The 23,122-nt window shown below is 66.6% G+C and carries 22 protein-coding genes and 3 tRNA genes; 12 read left to right on the forward strand and 13 right to left on the reverse strand.

All coding sequences use genetic code 11. The features are described 5' to 3' along the window. Positions 1-64 precede the first annotated feature (64 nt). The 6 genes from JC881_RS07010 to JC881_RS07035 all read right to left on the reverse strand — a co-directional run bounded on the left by JC881_RS07010 (position 65) and on the right by JC881_RS07035 (position 5,407). Positions 65-736 (reverse strand): 50S ribosomal protein L25/general stress protein Ctc, encoded by a 672-nt coding sequence (locus JC881_RS07010; protein WP_198784983.1) that lies wholly within the window; start codon positions 734-736, stop codon positions 65-67. An 89-nt stretch (positions 737-825) separates the two neighbouring features. Further along, the gene (locus tag JC881_RS07015) at positions 826-1,800 is read right to left on the reverse strand and encodes a ribose-phosphate pyrophosphokinase (RefSeq protein WP_013543366.1); all 975 of its coding nucleotides are present in this window, start codon (positions 1,798-1,800) and stop codon (positions 826-828) included. Between the two features lie 206 nt (positions 1,801-2,006). Further along, positions 2,007-2,083, reverse strand: a tRNA-Gln gene (locus JC881_RS07020). A 71-nt stretch (positions 2,084-2,154) separates the two neighbouring features. Further along, positions 2,155-3,036: a 4-(cytidine 5'-diphospho)-2-C-methyl-D-erythritol kinase gene (gene ispE, locus JC881_RS07025; RefSeq protein WP_198784984.1), complete on the reverse strand. Its 882-nt coding sequence runs from the start codon at positions 3,034-3,036 to the stop codon at positions 2,155-2,157. Then, positions 3,033-3,410, reverse strand: coding sequence for a lipoprotein insertase outer membrane protein LolB (locus JC881_RS07030; protein ID WP_233101634.1), 378 nt, complete (start codon positions 3,408-3,410; stop codon positions 3,033-3,035). Before JC881_RS07030 ends, ispE begins: the two co-directional genes overlap by 4 nt. 140 nt (positions 3,411-3,550) lie before the next feature. Continuing rightward, a complete protein-coding gene (locus JC881_RS07035) occupies positions 3,551-5,407 on the reverse strand; it encodes a tetratricopeptide repeat protein (RefSeq protein WP_198784986.1) in 1,857 nt (618 codons plus the stop codon). 70 nt (positions 5,408-5,477) lie between these two features. Between JC881_RS07035 and mutM the strand changes: the two genes are divergently transcribed. From mutM to mutY, 3 genes are all read left to right on the forward strand, one after another. Then, entirely contained in the window at positions 5,478-6,290 is an 813-nt protein-coding gene (gene mutM, locus JC881_RS07040; protein WP_198784987.1) for a bifunctional DNA-formamidopyrimidine glycosylase/DNA-(apurinic or apyrimidinic site) lyase, read from the forward strand. An 88-nt stretch (positions 6,291-6,378) separates the two neighbouring features. Then, positions 6,379-8,346, forward strand: coding sequence for a dynamin family protein (locus JC881_RS07045; protein WP_198784988.1), 1,968 nt, complete (start codon positions 6,379-6,381; stop codon positions 8,344-8,346). A 34-nt stretch (positions 8,347-8,380) separates the two neighbouring features. Then, positions 8,381-9,418 (forward strand): A/G-specific adenine glycosylase, encoded by a 1,038-nt coding sequence (gene mutY, locus JC881_RS07050; protein ID WP_198784989.1) that lies wholly within the window; start codon positions 8,381-8,383, stop codon positions 9,416-9,418. Between the two features lie 17 nt (positions 9,419-9,435). On the opposite strand, the gene rapZ is transcribed toward mutY, so the two are convergent. Genes rapZ through JC881_RS07065 form a run of 3 tightly spaced genes read right to left on the reverse strand, consistent with a single transcriptional unit; the run spans position 9,436 to position 12,903 of the window. Then, positions 9,436-10,311 (reverse strand): RNase adapter RapZ, encoded by an 876-nt coding sequence (gene rapZ / locus JC881_RS07055; protein ID WP_198784990.1) that lies wholly within the window; start codon positions 10,309-10,311, stop codon positions 9,436-9,438. Further along, a complete protein-coding gene (gene recN / locus JC881_RS07060) occupies positions 10,308-11,990 on the reverse strand; it encodes a DNA repair protein RecN (protein WP_198784991.1) in 1,683 nt (560 codons plus the stop codon). Before recN ends, rapZ begins: the two co-directional genes overlap by 4 nt. Before the next feature lies 1 nt (position 11,991). Further along, a complete protein-coding gene (locus JC881_RS07065) occupies positions 11,992-12,903 on the reverse strand; it encodes an NAD kinase (protein ID WP_198784992.1) in 912 nt (303 codons plus the stop codon). Between the two features lie 31 nt (positions 12,904-12,934). Here JC881_RS07065 and hrcA point away from each other — a divergent pair, with 31 nt between their 5' ends. The 5 genes from hrcA to greB all read left to right on the forward strand — a co-directional run bounded on the left by hrcA (position 12,935) and on the right by greB (position 15,397). Next, positions 12,935-13,942, forward strand: a complete 1,008-nt coding sequence (gene hrcA, locus JC881_RS07070) for a heat-inducible transcriptional repressor HrcA (protein WP_198784993.1) — start codon at positions 12,935-12,937, stop codon at positions 13,940-13,942. A gap of 31 nt (positions 13,943-13,973) precedes the next feature. Beyond that, positions 13,974-14,050 (forward strand) — tRNA-Ile (locus tag JC881_RS07075). A 72-nt stretch (positions 14,051-14,122) separates the two neighbouring features. Next, a tRNA-Arg gene (locus JC881_RS07080) sits at positions 14,123-14,199 on the forward strand. A 132-nt stretch (positions 14,200-14,331) separates the two neighbouring features. Continuing rightward, on the forward strand, positions 14,332-14,775 hold the full coding sequence (locus JC881_RS07085; RefSeq protein ID WP_198784994.1) for a hypothetical protein: 444 nt from the start codon (positions 14,332-14,334) through the stop codon (positions 14,773-14,775). A 43-nt stretch (positions 14,776-14,818) separates the two neighbouring features. After that, positions 14,819-15,397, forward strand: coding sequence for a transcription elongation factor GreB (gene greB / locus JC881_RS07090; protein WP_198784995.1), 579 nt, complete (start codon positions 14,819-14,821; stop codon positions 15,395-15,397). A 27-nt stretch (positions 15,398-15,424) separates the two neighbouring features. Here greB and JC881_RS07095 read toward each other — a convergent pair whose 3' ends face one another. From JC881_RS07095 to JC881_RS07110, 4 genes are all read right to left on the reverse strand, one after another. Further along, positions 15,425-17,680 carry a RelA/SpoT family protein gene (locus JC881_RS07095; protein WP_198784996.1) on the reverse strand — a complete coding sequence of 752 codons (2,256 nt, stop codon included), beginning with the start codon at positions 17,678-17,680 and terminating at the stop codon, positions 15,425-15,427. Positions 17,681-17,773: 93 nt separating this feature from the next. After that, the gene (gene rpoZ / locus JC881_RS07100; protein WP_021009011.1) at positions 17,774-17,977 is read right to left on the reverse strand and encodes a DNA-directed RNA polymerase subunit omega; all 204 of its coding nucleotides are present in this window, start codon (positions 17,975-17,977) and stop codon (positions 17,774-17,776) included. Positions 17,978-18,008: 31 nt separating this feature from the next. Further along, positions 18,009-18,629 (reverse strand): guanylate kinase, encoded by a 621-nt coding sequence (gene gmk / locus JC881_RS07105; protein ID WP_013543329.1) that lies wholly within the window; start codon positions 18,627-18,629, stop codon positions 18,009-18,011. A 20-nt stretch (positions 18,630-18,649) separates the two neighbouring features. Beyond that, complete coding sequence (locus JC881_RS07110) at positions 18,650-19,573, reverse strand: YicC/YloC family endoribonuclease (RefSeq protein ID WP_198784997.1); 924 nt, start codon at positions 19,571-19,573, stop codon at positions 18,650-18,652. A 91-nt stretch (positions 19,574-19,664) separates the two neighbouring features. Here JC881_RS07110 and JC881_RS07115 point away from each other — a divergent pair, with 91 nt between their 5' ends. The 4 genes from JC881_RS07115 to JC881_RS07130 all read left to right on the forward strand — a co-directional run bounded on the left by JC881_RS07115 (position 19,665) and on the right by JC881_RS07130 (position 23,120). Further along, positions 19,665-20,672: a serine/threonine protein kinase gene (locus tag JC881_RS07115; protein WP_042582331.1), complete on the forward strand. Its 1,008-nt coding sequence runs from the start codon at positions 19,665-19,667 to the stop codon at positions 20,670-20,672. Position 20,673: 1 nt separating this feature from the next. Further along, on the forward strand, positions 20,674-21,579 hold the full coding sequence (locus tag JC881_RS07120; RefSeq protein ID WP_198784998.1) for a PP2C family protein-serine/threonine phosphatase: 906 nt from the start codon (positions 20,674-20,676) through the stop codon (positions 21,577-21,579). Positions 21,580-21,727: 148 nt separating this feature from the next. Beyond that, on the forward strand, positions 21,728-22,459 hold the full coding sequence (gene rph, locus JC881_RS07125; protein WP_198784999.1) for a ribonuclease PH: 732 nt from the start codon (positions 21,728-21,730) through the stop codon (positions 22,457-22,459). 61 nt (positions 22,460-22,520) lie between these two features. After that, positions 22,521-23,120, forward strand: a complete 600-nt coding sequence (locus JC881_RS07130) for a non-canonical purine NTP pyrophosphatase (protein ID WP_198785000.1) — start codon at positions 22,521-22,523, stop codon at positions 23,118-23,120. Positions 23,121-23,122 lie beyond the last annotated feature (2 nt).

Below are 23,122 nucleotides of genomic sequence, written 5' to 3' on the forward strand. Positions count from 1 at the left end.
AAAGCAAAAGGCCCGCACGAGGCGGGCCTTTTTGCAGGGGACGGGAAGAATTACTTCTTCAGAATCACTTCTTGGCGGCGGGCTTGGCCGTCTTGGCGGCAGGCTTGCCACCGGCAGCCGGTGCGGCGCCTTCGGCAGCAGCTGCGCCTTCGGCGGCGGGTGCTGCTTCTTCGGCGACCAGCGGCGGCACGGCCGACACGATGACGGGGTTCGTCTTGCCGTGGCTCACGAACTTCACGCCCTTGGGCAGCTTGATGTCGTTGACGTGCAGCGTGGCGTTCTTCGTGAGACCGGAGAGGTCCACTTCGATGAACTCGGGCAGGTCGGACGGCAGGCAGCTGATTTCCAGCTCGGTGATCACGTGGTTCACCAGGTTGTGCGCGGTCTTGACGGCTTCGGACTCTTCTTCACCCTTGAAGTGGAGCGGCACCTTCATGTGCAGGCGGGTCTTGGCGTCCACGCGCTGGAAGTCGATGTGTTGCACCAGCTGGCGGAACGGGTGGTACTGCACGTCGCGCAGCAGCACTTTGCTGGTGGCGCCGCCGAGTTCCATTTCCAGAATCGACGAGTGGAAGGCTTCCTTCTTGAGGGCGTGCCACAGCGCGTTGTGATCGATTTCGATCAGCTGGGGCTGGCCTTCACCACCGTAGACGATGCCGGGCGTCTTGCCCGAGATGCGGAGACGGCGGCTCGCACCCGTGCCCTGCTTGGCGCGCTCAAAAGCGACGAATTTCATAACTAGCTCCTGTGAGAGTCCACCGCGACCAGTGCGACTCCGGTTCAAAAAGGCCTCTTCGAAAAGAAGCCCGCTCTTTGGCTCTCAGGTCAGAACAGGTTGTCCTGGTCCGAGAACAAACTCATCACCGACTCGCCCTTGGCAATGCGCTGGATCGTCTCGGCGATCAGCGGTGCCACGGAGAGCTGGCGGATCTTTCCGCATGCGAGGGCCGCATCGGAAAGGGGGATGGTGTTGGTCACGACCACTTCGTCCAGGGCCGTGCCCTTGGTGATGCGCTCGATGGCCGGTCCCGAGAAGATCGGGTGCGTGCAGTAGGCGTAGACGCTCTTGGCGCCGCGCTCCTTGAGCACTTCGGCCGCTTTGACCAGCGTGCCGGCCGTGTCGATCATGTCGTCCATGATCACGCAGTTGCGGCCGTCGATTTCGCCGATCACATTCATGACCTCGCTGACGTTGGCCTTCGGGCGGCGCTTGTCGATGATGGCGAGGTCGCAGTTCAGCTGCTTGGCCAGCGCACGGGCGCGAACCACGCCGCCCACGTCGGGCGAGACCACGATCAGGTCTTCGTAGTTCTTGGCGCGCAGGTCACCGAGGAGCACTGGCGAGGCGTAGATGTTGTCGACCGGAATGTCGAAGAAGCCCTGGATCTGGTCGGCGTGAAGGTCCATCGTGAGCACGCGCTCGACGCCGACGGTTTCCAGCAGGTTGGCCACCACCTTGGCCGAGATCGGCACGCGGCTCGAGCGCGGGCGGCGGTCCTGGCGGGCGTAGCCGAAATAGGGAATCACGGCGCTGATCCGCTCGGCCGATGCGCGCTTGAGCGCGTCGACCATGATCAGCAGTTCCATCAGGTTTTCGTTGGTCGGAGCGCAGGTGGACTGCACCACGAACACGTCGCGTGCGCGGACGTTCTGGTTGATCTCGACAGTGACTTCTCCGTCGGAGAAGCGACCGACGCGTGCGGCGCCCAGCGAGGTGCCGAGGTTGTGCGCGATTTCCGCGGCGAGGCCAGGATTGGCATTGCCGGTGAAAACCATGAAATCAGGGTGATTAGCCTGCATGAGCGCGTCCCGGCAGTGCGAAATTGGCTTCGAGGAAGCCGCCAAAAGGTTTTGAGTCGTGGCGGCCCGTGGGCTGCCGATTATTGCAGCGGGTGTGCTGCAGAAGAAACACTGCGGCCATCAGGCCGCAGTTTTTAAAAGCACTGCGGGGGTTAGACCGCAGTTTCAAAAGCACTGCGGGGGTTAGACCGCAGTTTCAATAGATTTGGCAGGGGAGAAAGGATTCGAACCTTTGCATGCTGGAATCAAAATCCAGTGCCTTAACCAGCTTGGCGACTCCCCTACACGGGTCGACGGTTTGCACCATCAACCGATATATGTCGCGTCGGACCGAACAAACGATCCGACCATTTTTCAAGCTGCCCAACCTACCAGAGGATGAACAGCCAGGTTGCTGCATTGACGAACCTGCCAGCCCGCGGGGGCTTCGACCAGTTCCGCTTCATGCGGCCCTTGCGGCAATTTTGCGAACACCGAACTTCCGGAGCCGGTCATCCGGGCCTTCAATCCTTGGGCACCGAGCCATTCGATGGCATCGGTGACCGCGGGGCAAAGTCGCTGGGCAACCGGCTGCAGGTCGTTGTGGCCGAAGTCGAAAACCTGGTTGCCTAGGTTTGGGGCTTCAAGCTGTTCGCTATCTGCAGCAAAGCCCGAGATTATAGCAACAGGAGTTGAGCGTTCAAGATCATCCGCTGAAAAAATTAAGCGGGTATCCAATCCTTCGGTCGGCTTGACCACGGCGAAGCGCGCCGGCGGCAACGTGACGGACCTGATTTCCTCGCCGATGCCTTCGACCCACGCATGGCGTCCGCCGAGGAAGAAGGGCACGTCGGCACCCAGCTTCAGCCCGATCTGCGCGAGCCGCGACAGGGGCAGGTTCAGGTTCCACAGGCGATTGAGCGCCAGCAGGCACGTGGCCGCATCGGACGATCCGCCGCCCATCCCCGCCTGGGCCGGTACATGCTTTGCAACCCCGATGTGCGCGCCATGTCCGGGCGCGGCGTGCGCCTGCAGCGCGCGCGCGGCGCGCAGGACGAGATCGTCGGCGGGCAGTTCGGTCGTGAGGTCTTCGCGCGTCAGCTGGCCGTCGCGCCGCAGTTCGACGTGCAGCGTGTCGCACCAGTCGATCAGCATGAAGACCGACTGCAGCAGGTGGTAGCCGTCGTCGCGCCGGCCGGTGATGTGCAGGAACAGGTTGAGCTTGGCCGGTGCGGGAAGGTCGTAGAGGGCCTTCATGACCGTTCGAACACGATGCGCAGGTCCGCCCGGGGGCTCGGGGATTCGCGCGTGGCCTGCAGGCGCCCGTTCGCGAGTTGGCCCAGGTCGGGGCGCCAGCCGGGCACGCTGTCGTTGCGCCCGGCGAGCCAGCCGAACAGCGCGCCGACCGGGATCGCCGCGCCGGTGGCGGCTTCGATCAACGCGTCCAGGGAATCGAAGTGGCGCGTGTCGCTGCCGTTCTTCAGCAAGGCCTCACCCGGGGCCCAGTGCAGCTGGGCCAGGGTGCTGCCGATCGGCGTCGTCAGTGTGAGGTCGCCGGCTTCGGGCGAGCCGCGCAATTCGAACAACGCGGAAAAGGTCTGCACCGGTTCGCTGTCGATGCGCAGCGACATGCGGCCGCTCCAGCTGTCCGCGCCTCGCGGCGCCGAGGAGCCGCCCGTCAGCTGGGCGCAGCCCGCTATCAAAAGAAGAGCCGCTCCGCCCGCCGCCAGAAAAGCGCGGCGACCGGCGGACTGCCCGCAGGCGATAACCGTCACGGTTTGACGCGCAGGCGCTTGAGCGTTTCCTGCAGGGTTTCGTTCTCGGCGTCGCTCAAGAGCGCTTCCTTCCAGATCGTCACCGCGCGGTCCTTCTGGCCGATGCTCCACAGCACTTCGCCGAAGTGCGCGCCGATCTCGGGATCGGGCCGCGTCTTGTAGGCCGCCTCGAGGATGCGGATGGCCTCGGCCGTGTTGCCCATCCGGAACTCGACCCAGCCCAGGCTGTCGGCGATGAACGGGTCTTCCGGCGCCAGCTGCACCGCCTTCTGGATCAGCGTGCGCGCTTCGTCCAGCCGGATCTTGCGATCGGCGAACGAGTAGCCCAGGGCGTTGTAGGCGTTCTGGCTCTCGGGCTTGAGCTGGATCAGCCGGCGCAGCAGCCGCTCCATGTCGTCCAGGCGGTTGAGTTTCTCGGCCACCATCGCCTGGTCGTAGACCAGGTCGCTGTCGTCGGGCGCGGCCGTGGAAGCCTGCGCCAGCATGTCGTAGGCGGCCTGGTATTGCTTGGCGTCGCGCAGCAGCTGCACTTCGGCAAGGAATTTCTGCTTCTTGTCCTCGGGCGTGCGCTCGGGCAAGGCGCGGATGACTTCGCGTGCCTGCGGCAGCTTGCCCTGGCGCGCCAGCAGGCCCGCGCGGCGGGTCTGGGCGACGGTGAGATCTTCGGTGCTGTCGATGCGCGCAAGCCAGCGCTCCGCACCCACGAGGTCCTTGCGTCGTTCCGCCAGTTGCGACAGGGCGAGGTAGGCCTGCGTCACGCCGCGCTGGCGGTCGGAGGCGTCGTCGGCGTTCTTGGCGTCCTTGCCCTGGTTGGCGGAGAGGTCGATGTACCGCTTGAAGGAGGTTTCTGCCGCGCCGTCCTGTTTGGCCTGCATCTGCAGGCTGCCCAGCAGCAGCCAGGGCTCGGGCAGTTCGGGCCGCGCCGTGGTGAGTGCCTGCAACTGGGTCTGGGCGTCGCCGTAGCGCCGGTTCTCGACCAGCACGCGCGCATAGGCGACGCGCAGTTCGGGCGTGGCCTTGGTGTTGCTGGCCAGGTAGCGCGTGACGATCGGCTCGGCCAGCGGCTGGCCGGGATCGACCATCTCGAGCGCCAGCGCGGGCGGCGCGTCGGAGGCCGGATCGATTTCCTGCCCCTTGCGCGCGGCCTCCAAGGCGCCGGACGCGTCCCCGGCATTGAGGCGCAGCCGGCCCACGGTGGCCCAGGCCAGGCCGCCGGTCGTCGGGCTCTTGAGTTCGTCGACCAGTGCCCGCTCGACCACCGAGGCGGCCAGTTTCTTGTCGGAAGCGCGCGAGTAGTTGCGTGCAATCACCGCCATCAGGAGCGGTCGTTCGATCTGCGAAGTGGCCGCCACCTCGGCGCGCAGCGGCTCGACCGTCTCGCCGATGCGGTTCAGCGCGATCAGGATCTGCAGTTCGATGCGCCGTGCATCGCGCGACGTGGGCAGGGTCTCCTGCCAGGCACGCGCGGCTGCCAGGGCGGCATCGCCGGAACGCGATTGCAGCGCGATCTCGACGGCCCGCTGGAACAGCTTGCCGTCGCGCAGCCGCCGTGCCGAGTTGAGCACCAGCGCATAGCCGGAGCCGGGATCGCCGGAGCGGGCGGTCAGCTCGCCCATCAGGATTTCGTAGAACAGGTCGGCGGTCAGCGCCGACGGTTGCGCAGCGGGTTCGCTGGCGGGCTTCGGCGGCGTGACCCGGGGCCGGACCGCGGGCCTGGGCGGCGCGTTGCGCTCGATGATGGGCGCCGGGCTGTTGGGGGCGGCGGGATCGGAGGTTTGCGCGTGCACCGCGCAAGCCAGCAGCACGAGAGATGCGGCCGCCGCAAGGCGGTGTCGGCGGGGCGATGGAATCATCGAATCATGATAATCGAGGCTTTTGAACGAGCGTCGCGTGGGGCTACGTCTTCGCCGGAGTTTTACTTTCATGCCTGAGTTACCCGAAGTCGAAGTCACCCGCCGCGGTTTTGCCGACCGCATCGCCGGCGCGCGCATCGACGCCGTGCGCATCGGAAAACCATTGCGCTGGGCCCTGATGGTGGTGCCCGAGGCACTGGTCGGGCGGCATGTGCGCGAGGTGCGGCGGCGCGGTAAATATTTGTTGATCGACCTGGACCGGGGCTTGCTGCTGCTGCACCTGGGCATGTCGGGCAGCCTGCGCTTCGATGCGGCGCTGCCGCCGCCCGGCACGCACGATCACTTCGACCTCGTCACCGACCGCGGCACCCTGCGGCTGAACGACCCGCGCCGCTTCGGCGCCGTGGTCTACGTGGACGACGAGGCTGCGCCCTGGGCCATCAAGCTGCTCGGTGGCCTGGGCATGGAGCCGCTGGGCGACGCCTTCGACCTCGATGCCTTCCACGCGGGCCTGCGCAAGCGCAAGACGGCCGTCAAGCAGGTGCTGCTGGCGGGCGACGTGGTGGTGGGGGTGGGCAACATCTATGCATCGGAGGCGCTGTTTCAGGCCGGCATCCGCCCGACCCTGTCGGCCGCGCGCATCAGCCGGCCGCGGGCCGCCAAGCTCCATGCCGCGGTGCGCGAAATTCTCGCCAGGGCGGTCGAGAAGGGCGGCAGCACGTTGCGCGACTTCTCCAACGTGGACGGCCAGAACGGCTATTTCCAGCTCGAAGCCACCGTTTACGGGCGGGCCGGCGAGCCGTGTCGGGTCTGCGCAACGCCGATCCGGCTGCTGCGCCAAGGGCAGCGCTCCACTTATTTTTGTCCCAATTGTCAAAAGTAGAGGGTTCCGCTTGCGATTGAATGCCCCGAAAACAGGCGCTACGCAGTTTGCGATGCTATATTTGTAAGCTCTTTCTTACATATTTCCCTTGAGCCGCTCTTTCAACCAACAACTCGATCAGCACGGTGCGTGGCGGAGCAACTTCGCCCATCGGCTGCAGTGGCTGTCCCGCTGGCTGACCGAGAACGAGCTGCTCGACCAGGCCGTGGCCGAGCGCCTGCGGGGCCTGGAACTGCAGATCCGCACCAGCAAGGTGATGGTCGCGTTCGTGGCCGAGTTCTCACGCGGCAAGTCGGAGCTGATCAATGCGATCTTCTTTGCCGACTACGGGCGCCGCATCATGCCCGCGAGCGCGGGACGCACCACGATGTGTCCGACCGAGCTGGGCTACGACCCGGCCATCGCGCCCAAGCTGCGGCTGCTGCCGATCGAAACCCGCCTGGAGCCGCATTCGCTGACGCATTGGCGCGAAAAGTCGACCCGCTGGACCGAGATCCCGATCGAGGTCGGCAACGCCGAGCAACTGGCGCAGGCCATGGGCAAGGTGGCCGAAGTGCGCTGGGTGAGCAAGGACGAGGCCCGTGCGCTCGGCTTCTGGAATCCCGAGACGCCCGACGACAACCCGGTGCAGGACGCCGAAGGCCGCGTCGAAATCCCGCGCTGGCGCCATGCCGTGCTCAACATGCCGCACCCCTTGCTGGAGCAGGGGCTGGTCATTCTGGACACCCCTGGCCTGAACGCGATCGGCGCCGAGCCCGAACTCACGGTGAGCCTGATTCCGCAGGCGCACGCCGTGGTCTTCATCCTGGGCGCCGAGACCGGCGTGACGCGTTCCGACCTGTCGATCTGGCGCGAACACCTCATCACCGAGGACGAAGGCGGCGACACGCGCTTCGTCGTGCTCAACAAGATCGACACGATGTGGGACTCGCTGAGCACCCACGCGCAGATCGAATTGCAGATCGAGCGCCAGCGCGACAGCGCGGCCCGGCTGCTCGACGTGCCGCTCGCGCAGGTGCTGCCGGTGTCCGCGCAGAAGGGCCTGCAGGCGAAGATCCAGCACGATGCGCGCCTGCTTGAAGCCAGCCGCCTGCCCGCGCTCGAAGCCCTGCTGGGCGAAGGCGTGCTCGGCAAGCGCGAGACCATGCTGCGCCTGGCCGTCGATGCCGGCATGACCGCGCTGCGCACCGAGGCCGAACGCATCCTGAAGGTGCGCCAGCGCGACCTGTCGGAGCAGGCGCTCGAGCTGCAGGGCCTCCGCGGCAAGAACGTCTCGGTGATCCGCCACATGCGCTCGCGCATCGACCAGGAACACGCCGAGTTCGAGGGCAGCAACACCCGCATCCTGGCGTTGCGCTCGGTGCAGGGCAAGCTGCTGCGCGAGGTGTATGCCGTGCTGGGCCGCACCGCGCTCAAGGCCGACATGGTGCGGCTGTCGGCCGCGCTCAAGCGCCCCGGCATCAAGCTCAATGTGCGTAAGGTGTACGGCGAGACTTTCGATTCGCTGCGCAACAACCTGCGCGAAGTGCAGGCGACGACGGCCGAGATCCAGTCGATGCTGCACGCCACCTTCCGCCAGCTCAACGCCGAGCAGGGCTTCACCCTGCAGGCGCCGGCCGAGCCCGATCTCACGGGCTTCGAGCAGGAGTTGAGCCAGATCGAGCGCAGCCACATTCATTACCTGGGCGTGGGCAATTTGCTCAAGCTCGCGCAGGCCGATTTCTGCGACAAGCTGGTTCGCGCGCTGGCCAGCCGGCTGCGACTGGTCAACGAGGCCGCGATGACCGAGGTCGAGCGCTGGAGCAAGGGCGCGAGCGCGCAAATCGATGCGCAGCTCAAGGAGCGTCGCCGCAACTTCAGCAAGCGCATCGAGGCGATCGAGCGCATCCAGAACGCGGCAGGCAATCTTGACGAGCGGCTGCTCGAGTTGGCGGCGCAGGAAACCAACCTCGCCGAGCTGCATGCCCGCCTGCGTGAATTCACCTCGCTGATCACGCAGCAAGGCAAGCCGCAGGCCGTTGCTGCGACCCCCTTCAGCGAGTTGCGTGCGGCCTGAGCGTTCCGCTTCCACGGCGGCAGCCGCTTTGCAGATGCCGCCCGATTTCGCCGCGCAGATCGTCAGCTGGCAGCGCAGCCACGGGCGCAGCGCGCTGCCGTGGCAGAACACGCGCGATCCGTACCGCGTCTGGCTGTCGGAGGTGATGCTCCAGCAGACGCAGGTCACGACGGTGCTGGGCTACTTCGCGCGCTTTCTCGAACGTTTTCCCGATGTGAAGGCACTGGCCGCGGGCACCGAGGACGAGGTGTTCGGGCTCTGGAGCGGCCTCGGCTACTACAGTCGCGCGCGCAACATGCACCGCTGCGCGCAGGAAGTCGTCGAGCGATTCGGCGGCGAATTTCCGCACACCGCGGCGGAGCTGGTGACCTTGCCCGGCATCGGCCGCTCCACCGCGGCGGCGATCGCTGCGTTCTGCTTCGGCGAGCGTGTGGCGATCCTCGATGGCAATGTGAAGCGCGTGCTGACGCGCGTGCTCGGATTCGGCGGCGACATGTCTTCTTCCGCGCAGGAGCGCGCGCTGTGGGACCAGGCAACGCAGCTGCTGCCGCCCGCCGAAGAGCGCGAAGCGATCGCGAGCTACACGCAGGGGGTGATGGACCTCGGCGCCACCGTCTGCCTGCCGCGCAAGCCCAGCTGCATGATCTGCCCGGTCAACAAGACCTGCGTGGGCCTGCGCGAAGGATCGCCCGAGCGCTATCCCGTCAAGACCCGCAAGCTCAAGCGCAGCGCGCAGTCGCTCTGGGTGCTGCTGGCGCGCGATGCAAAGGGGCGCGTCTGGCTGGAGAAGCGGCCGGCCAAGGGCATCTGGGCCGGGCTGCATTGCCTGCCGGTGTTCGACAGTCGCGACGACCTGCTCGCGGCGCTGCCACCCGCCGCACAGCGCAGCGCGGAAGATCTCCCGCCCTTCGTGCATGTGCTGACCCACAAGGACCTGCACCTGCATCCGGTGCTGCTGCAAGGCGTGCAACCTCAGGGCGACGTTGCGCGCTGGGTCGAGGCAGAGGAGTGGGGCCGGCTCGGCCTGCCCGCGCCCGTGCGCAAGCTGCTGGAGAACAGCGGCGCGGCCTAGCGCCGAGGGCCTAGGGCCTAGTTCGCGTCGAGCTCGCGGTGCCGCTTGAGCGAACCCCAGCGTGCGCCGAAGGTGTGCGCCAGTTGCTCGACAAGAAACACCGAGCGATGCTGCCCACCGGTGCAGCCGATGGCCACCGTGACGTAGCTGCGATGGTCTCGCGCCAATGCGTCGAGCCAGTGCGACAGGAACTGCTCGATGTCGTCGTACATGCGCGCCACGTCTTCGTGCTCCCGCAGCCATTCGATCACCGGCGCGTCGCGGCCCGTGAGCGGACGCAGCGCGGGCACGTAGTGCGGGTTGGGCAGCATGCGCACGTCGAACACGTAGTCCGCATCGAGCGGCACGCCACGCTTGAAGGCGAACGATTCGAAGACCAGCGTGAGCGCGCTCTGCGGCGCGGAAATCAGCGCCTTGATGTAGCTCTGCAGCTGCGCCGGGCGGATGAGGCTGGTGTCGATCACGTCGGCGCCGTCGCGCAGGTCGGCCAGCAGTTCGCGCTCCAGTTCGATGGCCTGCACCAGCACGCGGTGCTGCTCGGGCACGTCGGTGCGGCCTTCCTGGCGCGACAGCGGATGGCGGCGGCGGGTTTCCGAATAGCGGCGCAGCAGCGCGTCGGTGGTCGCATCGAGGAACAGCGAGCGCAGCGAGACGCCATCGCGGCGCAGCGCCTCGAGCTGCTGTGGAACGATCGGCAGCGACACGCCGCTGCGCACGTCCATCGCGATGGCCACGCGCGTGGCCTGCTGCTCGTGCTGCAGCGCGATGAACGAGGTCAGCAGTTCGGGCGGCAGGTTGTCGACGCAGTAGTAGCCGGCGTCTTCCAGCGCATGCAGCGCCACGGACTTTCCCGACCCCGACATGCCGGTGATGAGCACGAGGTCCAGGTTCATGGCGCGGTCGCCGAGGTCTTGTGGCCGAGCATCTCGCGGGCGTGCGCCAGCGAGGTCTGCGAGACCTTCTCGCCGCCCAGCATGCGGGCGATTTCGTTGGCGCGGGTGTCGTCGTCGAGGCGCGACACGCCGCTCTCGGTGCGCGGGCCGTCCTTGCCGGCACCGGCCGTCTGGCGCTTGGCCACGACGAGGTGATGGTCGGCGCAGGCGGCCACCTGCGGCAGGTGGGTCACGGCCAGCACCTGGCGGTCGCGACCGAGCTGCTTCATGAGGCGGCCGACGGTTTCGGCGACCGCGCCACCGACGCCGGCATCGACCTCGTCGAAGATCAGCGTCTGCGCGGCGCCGAGCTGGCTGGTCGTCACGGCAATCGCCAGCGCGATGCGGGAGAGCTCGCCGCCCGAGGCCACCTTGCCGATCGCGCGCGGCGTGCTGCCGGTGTGGCCGGCCACGAGGAAGGCGATGTCTTCCAGGCCCGCGCGGCTGGGCTGCGCCAGCGGCTGCAGTTCGACCTCGAAGCGCCCGCCCTGCATGCCGAGGCCCTGCATGGCTTGCGTGACGGCCTGGGCCAGACGCGGCGCGGCCTGCTTGCGGGCCTTGCCGAGCGCCTTGGCTTCTTTGAGGTAGGCCTGCTGCGCGTTCTGCTCGGCGCGCTCCAGGCCATCGAGATCGCTCTGCGCATCGAGCGCCTGCAGCTCGGCCTGCCAGCCGGCCAGCAGCGCGGGCAGCTCGCCCGGCGTGCGCTTGTAGCGGCGCGCGAGCGACATCCACAGGCCCATGCGCTCGTCCAGTTCGGCCAGGCGCTGCGGATCGGCCTCGGCGTCGCGGAGGTACCCGTGCAGGGTGTGGGCGGCGTCCGAGGCCTGCGCCACGCAGGAGGCGAGCACCTCGCCCAGCGCGCGGAATTCGGGTTCGATGTGCTCGCAGTTCTGCAGCAGCGTCGCCGCGCGCGAGAGTGCGGAGAGGGCGCCGTTGTCGTCGTCCTCGAGCGCCTGGCTCGCGCCCTGCGCCGCGTCGATCAGCGCCTGGGCGTTGGAGATGCGTGAATGGTTGGTCGAGAGCTCTTCCCACTCGTCGGCGCCGGGCGCGAGCTTGGCGACCTCGGAGATCTGCCACTGCAGTCGCTCGCGTTCGCGCTGCAGCGAGTCTTGCGCCGAGCGCGCGTGTTCGAGCGCGGAGAGGGCCTGGCGCCAGCCTTGCCAGGCGGCGTCGAGCGCGTCGGTGCGCACGCCCGCGTAGGCGTCGAGCAGGCCGCGCACGGCCTCGGGGCGCGTCAAGCTCTGCCAGGCATGCTGGCCATGGATGTCAAGCAGGCGGTCGCCCAGTTCGCGCAACTGCGTGGCGGTGGCCGGGCTGCCGTTGATCCAGCCGCGGCTGCGGCCCTGCAGGTCGACGGTGCGGCGCAGCAGCAGCGCGTCGCCGGCTTCGAAGCCGCCTTCGTCGAGCCAGCTGTCCAGGGCCGGGTCGGCGTCGAATTCGGCGCTCACGTCCAGGCGCTCGGCGCCTTCGCGCACGGCGCCTGCGTCGGCCCGGTTGCCCAGCGCCAGTTGCAGCGCATCGATCAGGATGGATTTGCCCGCGCCGGTTTCACCGGTCAACACCGTGAACCCGCCGGACAGGTCCAGTTCGAGTGATCGCACGATCACGAAGTCGCGCAGTGCGATGCGTCGCAGCGCCATGTCAGGAGCCCCCTTCGTTCCAATGAAGTTTCTTGCGCAGCGTGTCGAAATAGCTCCAGCCCCTCGGGTGCAGGAAGCGCACGCGGAAGTCGGAGCGGCGCACCACCACGCGATCGCCGATCGCCAGCGAGGCCAGTGACTGCATGTCGAAATTGGCGCTGGCGTCGCGCCCGCCGACCAGCTCGATCACGATCTCGTCGGCATCGGGCAGCAGCACGGGGCGGTTCGAGAGCGTGTGCGGCGCGATCGGCACCAGCACCCATCCGGGCACGGCCGGATGAAGCAAGGGCCCGCCGGCCGACAGCGCGTAGGCGGTCGATCCGGTGGGCGTGGCGATGATCAGGCCATCGGCGCGCTGGTTGGCCACGAAGTGGCGGCCGACCGACACGCGCAGTTCGACCATGCCGGAGGTGGCGCCGCGGTTGACCACCACGTCGTTCATGGCGAGCGCATCGAACACCGAGACGCCGTCGCGCATGACCTGCGCGTGCATCAGGCTGCGATGGTCTTCCTCGTATTCGCCGGCCAGCATCGGGATGAGCGTGGCCTGGTAGTTGTCCAGCGGGATGTCGGTGATGAAGCCCAGCCGGCCGCGGTTGATGCCGATCAGCGGGATGCCGTAGCTGGCGAGCTGGCGGCCGATGCCGAGCATGGTGCCGTCGCCGCCGACCACCAGGCCGAGGTCGCAGCGCTGGCCGATTTCCTCGACCGAGAGGGCCTCGTAGCGCGCATGGGCGGGGGCGCCGGCGTCTTCCTCTTCGCAGGTCGAGCGCTCGACGAAGACCTTGCAGCCCTGCGATTCCAGGAAGGTGCCGATGGTCTCCATGACGCCGTCGCGCGCATCGGCCTGCGCTCTGGCGCCGGAAGCCTGGTATTTGCCGATCAGGGCGACGTGACGGAAGCGGGAGGTCATATCTCACAAATTACAACACTAAAATCTTTCAATGCTGGACGACCGTGCCAAGTTGCTGCTCAAGACGCTCGTCGAGCGCTACATCGCCGACGGGCAACCCGTCGGGTCACGCACGCTGTCGCGTTCCGCGGGGCTGGATCTGTCGCCCGCGACCATCCGCAACGTCATGTCGGACCTTGAGGGGCTGGGGCTGATCGCCAGCCCGCACACCTCGGCCGGGCGCATTCCGACCCACCGCGGCTACCGCCTGTTCGTGGACACCATGCTGACCGCGCAGCGCGAGCAGATGAGCACGCCGAGTCTCGCGCCCGACCAGCCGCAGAAGGTGATCGCCAATGCGGCGAACATCCTGTCGAACCTGTCGCAGTTCGTCGGCGTGGTGATGGCGCCGCGCCGCGCCTCGGTGTTCAAGCAGATCGAGTTCCTGCGGCTGTCCGAGAACCGGCTGCTGGTGATCATCGTCTCGCCCGATGGCGACGTGCAGAACCGGGTGATCTTTCCGGAGGCCGACTATTCGCAGTCGCAACTGGTCGAAGCCTCCAACTACATCAACGCGCACTACGCGGGCCTGACGATCGAGCAGGTGCGCGATCGTCTGCGGTCCGAAGTCGAGAAACTGCGCGGCGAAATTGCCGCGCTCATGCAGGCGGCGGTCCAGGTGAGTTCCGAAGTGCTGACCGAGGCGCAGGAAGACGACGTCGTGATCTCCGGCGAACGCAACCTGCTCGCGGTGACGGACTTCTCCAGCGACATGGGCCAGCTGCGCCGCGCCTTCGAGCTCTTCGAACAGAAGGCGCAGCTGATGCGATTGCTCGACGTGTCGAGCAAGGCCGAGGGCGTGCGCATCTTCATCGGCGGCGAAAGCCAGGTGGTGCCGTTCGAGGAGCTCTCCATCGTCAGCGCCAACTATGAAGTCGACGGGCAGGTGGTGGGCACGCTGGGCGTGATCGGGCCGACACGCATGCCCTACGAGCGCATGATCCAGATCGTCGACATCACGTCGCGGTTGGTGAGCAATGCGCTGAGCCACCGCAAGTAGGCTGCCGCGGCGAATAGAATCGTGGCCCAGTGGGCCGTTAGCTCAGTTGGTTAGAGCAGCGGACTCATAATCCGTTGGTCGATGGTTCAAGCCCATCACGGCCTACCAACACTGCATTTTCAACTTTCGATCATGCAGGCCCAGAAGGCGTGAAAAACGCATGCTATAATTGCAAGCTGTGCGGCTGTAGCTCAGTTGGATAGAGTACTTGGCTACGAACCAAGGGGTCGTGGGTTCAATTCCTGCCAGCCGCACCACTCTCTTGATGGCCTAGAAGGTTTACCTTCTAGGCCATTTTCTTTTGGGGCGCCGCCTGCCCGAGTTCAGATCAAGAGTCGATGCGCGCTTGGCTGCTGTTGCCCCAGCGTCGGGGCGCTAAAGTCCCGGTCATGAACACTCGAATCACGCGGCTCGCATGCCAACTGCTCCTGCTGCTGTCGGCAGCGGGCTCAGCGGCTGCGGGGACCATTGCATGTGTGCCGAGCCCGGGCGGCGCGGCCGGCTCTTTCCATTGGATTCGCCGCATCGCCATCGACGAGCACTCGCGAACCGTCAACATGGACATCGTGCGCTCCAGGACGAAGGACTCCGAGACCATGGGCAAGATGCGCGCCGAGCTGGTGAACATGGAGGGGACATCCTCCGGCGAGCCCGTCTATCTCTTCAACTCCATTCCCGCAGCCGGGGAGGAGGTCACGAGCCTCTTCAAGCTTTTCAAGGCCGGCGAGTGGCAACTGGCCAGGGTGGGGGTTGTCTTCGTCAACAAGGTGCCTGCCTTGCGAAGTGTCGAGCCGACCCTGTCGTTCGACTGCAAGCGGTCGGACCTGGGTTGATGCCGCACCGACAAACCGCATTTCCTCTTCAAAGGGCTCTTCGTTGAACAAGGCATTCACCAAGGAAACCGACAACGACGCGGATGACGACGGTGCCGACGGCGCGGCGCCGCCACTGCCGGCCGGCAGCAAGAACTACATCACGCCGTCGGGCTACGCACGGCTGCGCGACGAGTTGCTCCAGCTGATGGACGAGGAGCGCCCGAAGGTCGTCGAGGCGGTGCACTGGGCCGCCAAGAACGGCGACCGCTCGGAAAACGGCGACTATCTCTACGGCAAGAAGCGCCTGCGCGAGATCGACCGGCGCATTCGCTTTCTCACCAAGCGCCTCGAAATCGCCGAGGTCACGGATCCATCGGTGCACCATGGCAGCGACCAGATCTTCTTCGGCGCCACGGTCCGCTATGTCGACGAGACGGGCGACGACGAGCGCACCATCACGATCCTGGGCATCGACGAAGCGGACAGCGCCCAGTCGCAGGTCAGCTGGATCTCTCCGATCGCGCGCGCCTTGCTCAAGTCACGCGAAGGCGACGTGGTGAAGCTCGTGACACCGGGCGGAGCGCATGAGGTGGAAATACTGTCGGTGAGTTATCCGGCGCCGCGTCCGACCGCGGACTGATCGACGCCGGGCGCAGCCCGCTTTTCTTCAGGGCGCTGGAACGGTCCGCGCCGCGGTCAGCACTGACGCGGTCCGCCGCGCGGCGCGCAGCACGGCGTCGAGGTGCGTGCGATCGCGCACGGCGATCACGAAGCGAAGGTCCGTCGAGTCCTGCGGGGTCTCGTCGGCCATTTCCACGTGTGTGATGTCTGCTTCCGCATCCGCCAGCGTGGCCGCCACGCGCGCCAGCACGCCCTTGTCGTTGCGCACGGTGATCACGACGCCGGTCTCGAAGGCGCGTGTGGGCTCGTCCGCCCATTCGACGGCGAAGAACCGTTCGCTGTCCTTGTGGCGCAGCCGTTGGCCGACGCCACAGTCCTCGGTGTGCACCACCAGGCCTTCGCCATGGCCGAGGTAGCCGACGATCTGGTCGCCCGGAATCGGGCGGCAGCACAGCGCAAAGCGCACTGAGGAGTTCTCGCTGCCGTCCAGCGTGACCGCGCCCTGCGACACGGTTTCGTGCGAGATGAAGCGCTCACGGCTCAACAGCAGGGCGTCGGGGCGCTCGCCCAGTTCGGCGAGCAGCGCCATGAGCCGCTTGGCGACGATGCTCGCGATGCGCTTGCCCAGGCCGATGTCGGTCAGCAATTCCGCGCGATTGCGGTTGCCGGTGAAGCGCAGCAGCTTTTCCCACAGCGCCTGGTGCTCCTCGTCGTCGTCGGGCAGCTTGCCGAGGCCTTCGGCACGCAGCGCTTGCGCGAGCAGCTTTTCGCCGAGGCCTTCGGACTCGGCATGCGCCAGCGTCTTGAGGTAATGACGAATCTTCGAGCGCGCCCGGCCCGTTCGGACGAAGCCGAGCCAGGCGGGGTTGGGGGTCGACACCGGTGCGGTGATCACCTCGACCACATCGCCGTTCTTGAGCTCGGTGCGCAGCGGCACCTGGTCGCCGTTGATGCGCGCGGCCGAGGTGTGGTCGCCGATGTTGCTGTGGATGGCGTAGGCGAAGTCGACCACCGTCGCGCCGCGCGGCAGCGCCATGATCTGGCTCTTGGGCGTGAAGACGTAGACGGCATCGGGGAACAGGTCGACCTTGACGTGGTCCCAGAACTCCGCGGCGTCGCGCGTCTCGTCCTGGATGTCGAGCAGGGACTGCAGCCACTTGGTGCCCAGCCGATCGTTGCTCGCGCCGTTCGGCTCGGCCGCCTTGTAGAGCCAGTGCGCCGCCACGCCGGATTCGGCCACGACGTGCATCGCCTCGGTGCGCAGCTGGAACTCGACGCTCACGCCGGCCGGACCCACCAGCGTGGTGTGCAGCGACTGGTAGCCATTGAGCTTGGCGATCGCGATGTGGTCCTTGAACTTGCCGGGCAGCGGCTTGTACATCTGGTGAAGGATGCCCAGGCCCGTGTAGCAGGCGATCACGTTCGGCACGATCAGGCGAAAGCCATAGATGTCGGTCACCTGGGCGAAGCTCAGGTGTTTTTCTTCCATCTTGCGGTAGATGGAATAGAGCGTCTTCTCGCGCCCCGCGATTCGCAGCGTCATGCCGGCAGAGGAGAAGGCGCCTTCGACTTCTTTCTGCACCTTCTGGATCAAGTCTCGTCGTCGCCCGCGTGCCTTCGCCACCGCTTTCGATAGCGTCGCGTAGCGCCAAGGCTTGAGGTGCCGGAACGACAGTTCCTGCAGTTCGCGGTAGGTCTGGTTCAGGCCGAGGCGGTGCGCGATGGGCGCGTAGATCTCGAGCGTTTCGCGCGAGATGCGAGCCCACTTTTCACGCGGCGCGTCGGCCAGCGTGCGCATGTTGTGCGTGCGGTCGGCCAGCTTCACGAGGATGACGCGCACATCGCGCGCCATGGCCAGCAGCATCTTGCGGAATGACTCGGCCTGGTTTTCTTCGCGGGTGTTGAACTGCAGCTTGTCGAGCTTGGTGAGCCCGTCGACCAGTTCGGCCACCGGGGCGCCGAAGCGCTCGATCAGCTCGGGCTTGGTCACGCCGCAGTCTTCGATGGCGTCGTGCAGCAGCGCCGCCATCAGCGCCTGGGCATCGAGCTTCCATTCGGCGCATTGCGCCGCCACGGCGATGGGATGGGTGATGTACGGCTCGCCGCTGTTGCGCAACTGGCCCAGGTGGGCTTCGTCGGCGAAGCGGTAGGCGCGGCGTACGAGTTCGGTGTCTTCGGCGCCCAGATAGTCCAGGCGCGCGGTCAATGCAGCGAAGCTTGCGGCAGCCGCATTCAGTGCCGCCGGGCTCGGCTTCGGCACGCCCGTGGGGGCTTGGGACTGATGTTTGGCAACCGCGCTCATGGCTACCACTTTAGCGTGACCGCTCTGTAGACGCGTCCAGGCATAAAAAAAGCACCGCTTTGCGGTGCCTTTTCGTTGCAGGGCTGCGTCAGATCAGCCCGGCACCTTCTTGAGCATTTCGATGCCGATCTTGCCTTCCGCGATTTCGCGCAGGGCCGTGACGGCGGGCTTGTTCTTGCTCTCGATCTTGGGCGCGTGGCCCTGGCTCAGCATGCGCGCACGGTACGTGGCAGCCAGCACGAGCTGGAAGCGGTTCGGAATCTGAAGCAGACAGTCTTCGACGGTGATGCGGGCCATGATGAGTATCTTTCGGTCGGTGAGCAGGAGATCAGGGGATGTTCAGTGCGGCAAAGGTGTCGGCACGTGCACGGCGCTGTGCGGAATACCGAAGCCGCTGAGCGTGGACAATCGCCTTGAGATCAAAAAGCGCCCGCTCGAATAACTCGTTGATTATAACGAAGTCGAATTCCCCGGCCCTGGCCATCTCTTCGGCGGCGTTTTTCAGCCGCAATTCGATGACCGAGGCGCTGTCTTCGCCGCGCCGCTCGAGCCGGGAGCGCAATTCTTCCCAGCTGGGCGGCAGGATGAAGATCATCACCGCGTTGGCAAAGGTCTTTCGGATCTGCAGCGCGCCCTGGAAGTCGATCTCGAGGATCACGTCCGCCCCCTGGGCGATCCGCTCCTCGATGGCCTTCTTGGAGGTGCCGTACCGGTGCCCGTGCACATGGGCCCATTCCACGAAGCCGTCGGCCGCGATCAGCGCGTCGAATTCGGGCGGCGAGGCAAAAAAGTACTCGCGGCCGTGCTTTTCCTGCCCGCGCGGCGGCCGCGTGGTGTGCGACACCGACGGCTGGACCGCCGAGTCGAGCTCCATGAGCGCCTTGACCAAGCTCGATTTGCCGGCCCCGCTGGGCGCGGCGACCACGAAGATGTTGCCGGGGTAATCCATTCTTTCGCTTGTCTTCTTCGTCATTCGATGTTCTGGACCTGTTCGCGCATCTGCTCGATCAGCACCTTCATGTCCACGCCGATGCGCGTGAGCTCCAGGGCCGCCGACTTGGAGCCCAGGGTGTTGGCCTCGCGGTGCAGTTCCTGGATCAGGAAGTCCAGGCGCTTGCCGATCTCGCCGCCCTTCTTGAGCAGCCGCTCGATCTCGTCCAGGTGCGAATTCAGCCGGGTGAGCTCTTCGGCCACGTCGATGCGGATCGCGAAGGCGGTGGCTTCGGTCAGCGCGCGATCCTGGGCGGCTTCGGGCAGCGTGCCGCCCGTGCCGGCGGTCAGGCCCATGGCCTCCTGCCAGCGCTCCAGGAAGCGGTTGCGCTGCTGTTCGACCAGCTGGGGCACGAGTGGCCCGGCCTGCTGCACCAGGGTGCGCAGCTGGGCCAGGTGCGCCTCGAGCATCTTGGCGAGCCGGGCGCCTTCGCGCTGGCGGGCCGACATCAGCGCCTCGAGCGCCTTGCCCGCCACCTCGATGAGGTCGGGGCCCCAGTCGCCGCGGGTGGCGCCGTCGCCACCGGCCAGGCGGATCACATCCGCCACGCTCAGTTCGCGTGCCCCGGGCAACCAGGCCTTGATGCCGTCCTGCACCCCGTTGAGCCGCTGAAGCAGCTTCACGGAAGGCTCGACGACGCCCGCCTGGGCGGTGTTCTCGATGGCCGCGCGCACCTCGACCTTGCCGCGCTTGAGCTTGCCCGTGAGCAGCTCGCGCAGCGCCGTCTCATGCTGGCGCAGCTCCTCGGGCAACTTGAAGGTGAGGTCGAGGAAACGGCTGTTGACCGAGCGGATTTCTACCCCGAGCCGGCCTGCGGCGGAAGGCCGTGCTTCGGCTTCGGAGTGGCTGCCTGCGGACCCGTTTTGGCCGCTGGCGTAGCCGGTCATGCTGTAAACTGGCATTGCGCCTCACTGTGGTTTTGCTTGCATGCACCGAGGCGTCGGTACAGCGTTCGCTTGCCGCACCATCGCCTTCGGGCGAAACTCCCGGATTATGTCAAAGGTCAAGCCTTCGCCCCTGTTGCCCGATACGGTCATTGGCGGTTACCGCGTTGTTCGCCGGCTTTCGGCGGGTGGTTTTGGCGTTGTCTATCTCGCCATCGACCCCAGCGGACAGCAGGTGGCCATCAAGGAATACCTGCCTTCCTCGCTGGCCACCCGCGGGCCCGGCGAGCTGCATCCGCAGGTGCCGCCCGAAAAACTGTCCCTCTACCGGCTGGGGCTCAAGAGCTTCTTCGAAGAGGGCCGCTCCCTCGCGCAGATCTCGCACGCCTCGGTGGTGAGCGTGCTCAATTTCTTTCGCGAGAACGAGACCGTCTACATGGTCATGAACTACCTGGAGGGCGCGACCCTGCAGGACTTCGTGGTCACCGCGCGCGACCTGAAGCGCCAGAAGGTCTTTCGCGAATCGACCATCCGCTCGCTCTTCGACGAGATCCTGCGGGGCCTTCGCATCGTGCACCAGTACAAGATGCTGCACCTGGACATCAAGCCGGCCAACATCTTCGTCACCGACGACGACCGCGCCGTGCTGATCGACTTCGGCGCCGCGCGCGAAGTGCTCAGCAAGGAGGGCATCTTCATCCGACCCATGTACACCCCGGGCTTCGCCGCCCCCGAGATGTACCGGCGCGATTCGTCGATGGGCCCCTGGACCGACATCTACGCCATCGGCGCCTGCATCTACGCCTGCATGCAGGGCTATCCGCCCAACGACGCGCCGCGCCGCATCGAGAAAGACCGCCTGAGCCTGTCGCTCTCGCGCCTTCGCGGCGTGTATTCCGACAACCTCATCGAGGTGGTCGAGTGGTGCATGTCGCTCGATCCGCTCTCGCGCCCCCAGTCGGTCTTCGCGCTGCAGAAAGAACTCAGCCGCGAAGGCGAGCGCCGCTACACCAAGCTCACCGTCGGCGAGAAGGTGCGGCTGTCGATCGACAACATCCGCTCCTTCGACAAGAAGAGTCTGCCCCGGGCTGCGGCCCCCACCACGCGCCCCGCTTGACATGAAATTCTCTGTCTTCCAGGTCAGCCGCAAAGGCGGACGTCTCAAGAACGAAGACCGCATGGGCTATTGCTACACGCGGGAATCGGGCCTCTTCGTGCTGGCCGACGGCATGGGCGGTCACCCCGAGGGCGAGGTCGCGGCGCAGCTGGCCCTGCAGACCATCGCCGCGCTCTACCAGCGCGAGGCGCGCCCCACGGTGAAGGACGTCAAGGGGTTCCTCGCCGAATCGGCCATGGCCGCGCACCAGCAGATCATGCGGTACGCGAGCCACAAGGCGATGCTCGACACGCCCCGCACCACCGTCGTCGCGGCGCTGCTGCAGGGCACGACCGCCACCTGGATGCACTGCGGCGATTCGCGCCTGTACGTCGTGCGCGACGGCCGCCTGCTGACCCGCACGCGCGACCACTCGCACGCCGAGCGCCCCAAGCCCCACGGCTCGGACATGCCGGTCAACCGCAACCTGCTTTTGACCTGCCTCGGTTCGCCGACCACGCCGCTGTTCGACATCGCGCCCCCGCTGCAACTGCAGCGCGGCGACCGCATCATGCTGTGCTCGGACGGCGTGTGGGGCGTGCTGGACGATGCGCTCATCGTGCACACGCTCTCCTCCGGCAAGCCCGTGTCCGATGCGGCCCCCGACCTCGCCGAGATGGCGCTGCGCAAGGGCGGCGCCCACAGCGACAACGTGACGCTCATCGCGCTGGAGTGGGAGATGTCCGAGACCCCGGGCGAAGACCGCGGCATTTCCACCGAGACCATCGACGACGGCGTGTTCGCCTCGACCATCCAGGCCGGCATGCCCTCGGACAGCGAGATCGACGACATGGACGAAGACGCCATCGAGCGCTCGATCGCCGAGATCAACGAAGCCATCCGCCGTTCAGCCGCCCGTAAAAGCTAGATGACCCCCAGTCTTCGCGCACTTCGTGTCGCTGCGCCAACCCCCTTCCAGGGGGCAACACCTGCGGCCCGGCAAAGCCGGTTCCGCGGTGTTCCCCGAACATGCCGCTGAAGAGCGGCTGGCTTTTTTTCCTTTTCGAGTTTCCACAATGACTGCTTTCACCCGAAGCGGCGGCCGTGCCGCCAACCAGTTGCGCCCCGTTCGCATGACCCGCGGCTTCACCATCCATGCCGAGGGCTCGGTGCTCATCGAATTCGGCCAGACCCGCGTGCTCTGCACCGCCTCGGTCGAAGAGCGCGTGCCCCCGCACAAGAAGGGCAGCGGCGAAGGCTGGGTCACGGCCGAATACGGCATGCTGCCGCGCGCCACCCACACCCGCAGCAGCCGCGAAGCCGCCAAGGGCAAGCAGACCGGCCGCACGCAGGAAATCCAGCGCCTCATCGGCCGCTCGATGCGCGCGGTGTTCGACCTCGCCGTGCTCGGCGAACGCACCATCCACCTGGACTGCGACGTGCTGCAGGCCGACGGCGGCACGCGCACCGCGGCCATCACCGGCGCCTTTGTCGCTGCGCAAGATGCCGTCAACAAGCTCCTCGCGGCCGGCACGCTGAAGGCCTCGCCGATCAAGGGCCACGTGGCCGCCATCTCTGTGGGCATCGTCGGTGGCACGCCGCTGCTGGACCTCGAATACACCGAGGACTCCAGCTGCGACACCGACATGAACGTCGTCATGACCGGCGCCGGCCACTTCGTCGAAGTGCAGGGCACGGCCGAAGGCGTGGCGTTCACGCGCGAAGAAATGAACTTGCTGCTCGGCCTGGCCGAGAAGGGCATCGGCGAGCTCGTGACGCTGCAACAGCAAGCGCTTCTCTCGAACTGAAATTCCACAGCTACTGACGCTCGCCAGCCCCGCCGGGCGTCACAGCCACTTTGATCGATCCATGAAACTGGTCCTGGCCTCCAACAACCAAGGCAAGCTCGCCGAACTCCAGCAACTGTTCGCGGCGCTGTCCGTCACCCTGGTGCCGCAGTCGGCACTGGGCGTGGGCGAGGCTGAAGAACCCTTCCGCACCTTCGTCGAAAACGCGCTCACCAAGGCGCGCCACGCGAGCGCCGCCACGGGCCTCGCGGCCATCGCCGACGACGCGGGCCTGTGCGTCGATGCCTTCGGCGGCCTGCCGGGCGTCGACACCGCCTACTACGCCACGCAATTCGGCTACGCCAAGGGCGACGCCAACAACGTGAAGGCGCTGCTCGAACAACTCGACGGCGTCGTCAACCGCCGTGCCGCGCTGGTCAGCACGCTGGTCGCGCTGCGCAGCCACGACGACCCCGAGCCGCTCATCGCCGTCGGCCGCGTGGTCGGCGAGATCGCGTTCGCGCCCATCGGCGACAACGGCTTCGGCTTCGATCCGGTGATGTACCTGCCCGCCTTCGGCAAGACCTTCGCGCAGCTCACGCCCGAGGTCAAGAACGCCAACAGCCACCGCGGCCGCGCCGCGCAGGCGATGCTCGCGCTGATGCGCGAGCGCTGGCTTTAGGC

Origin of the sequence: Variovorax sp. IB41, from assembly GCF_016405905.1 — a bacterium.
GTDB lineage: Bacteria > Pseudomonadota > Gammaproteobacteria > Burkholderiales > Burkholderiaceae_C > Variovorax.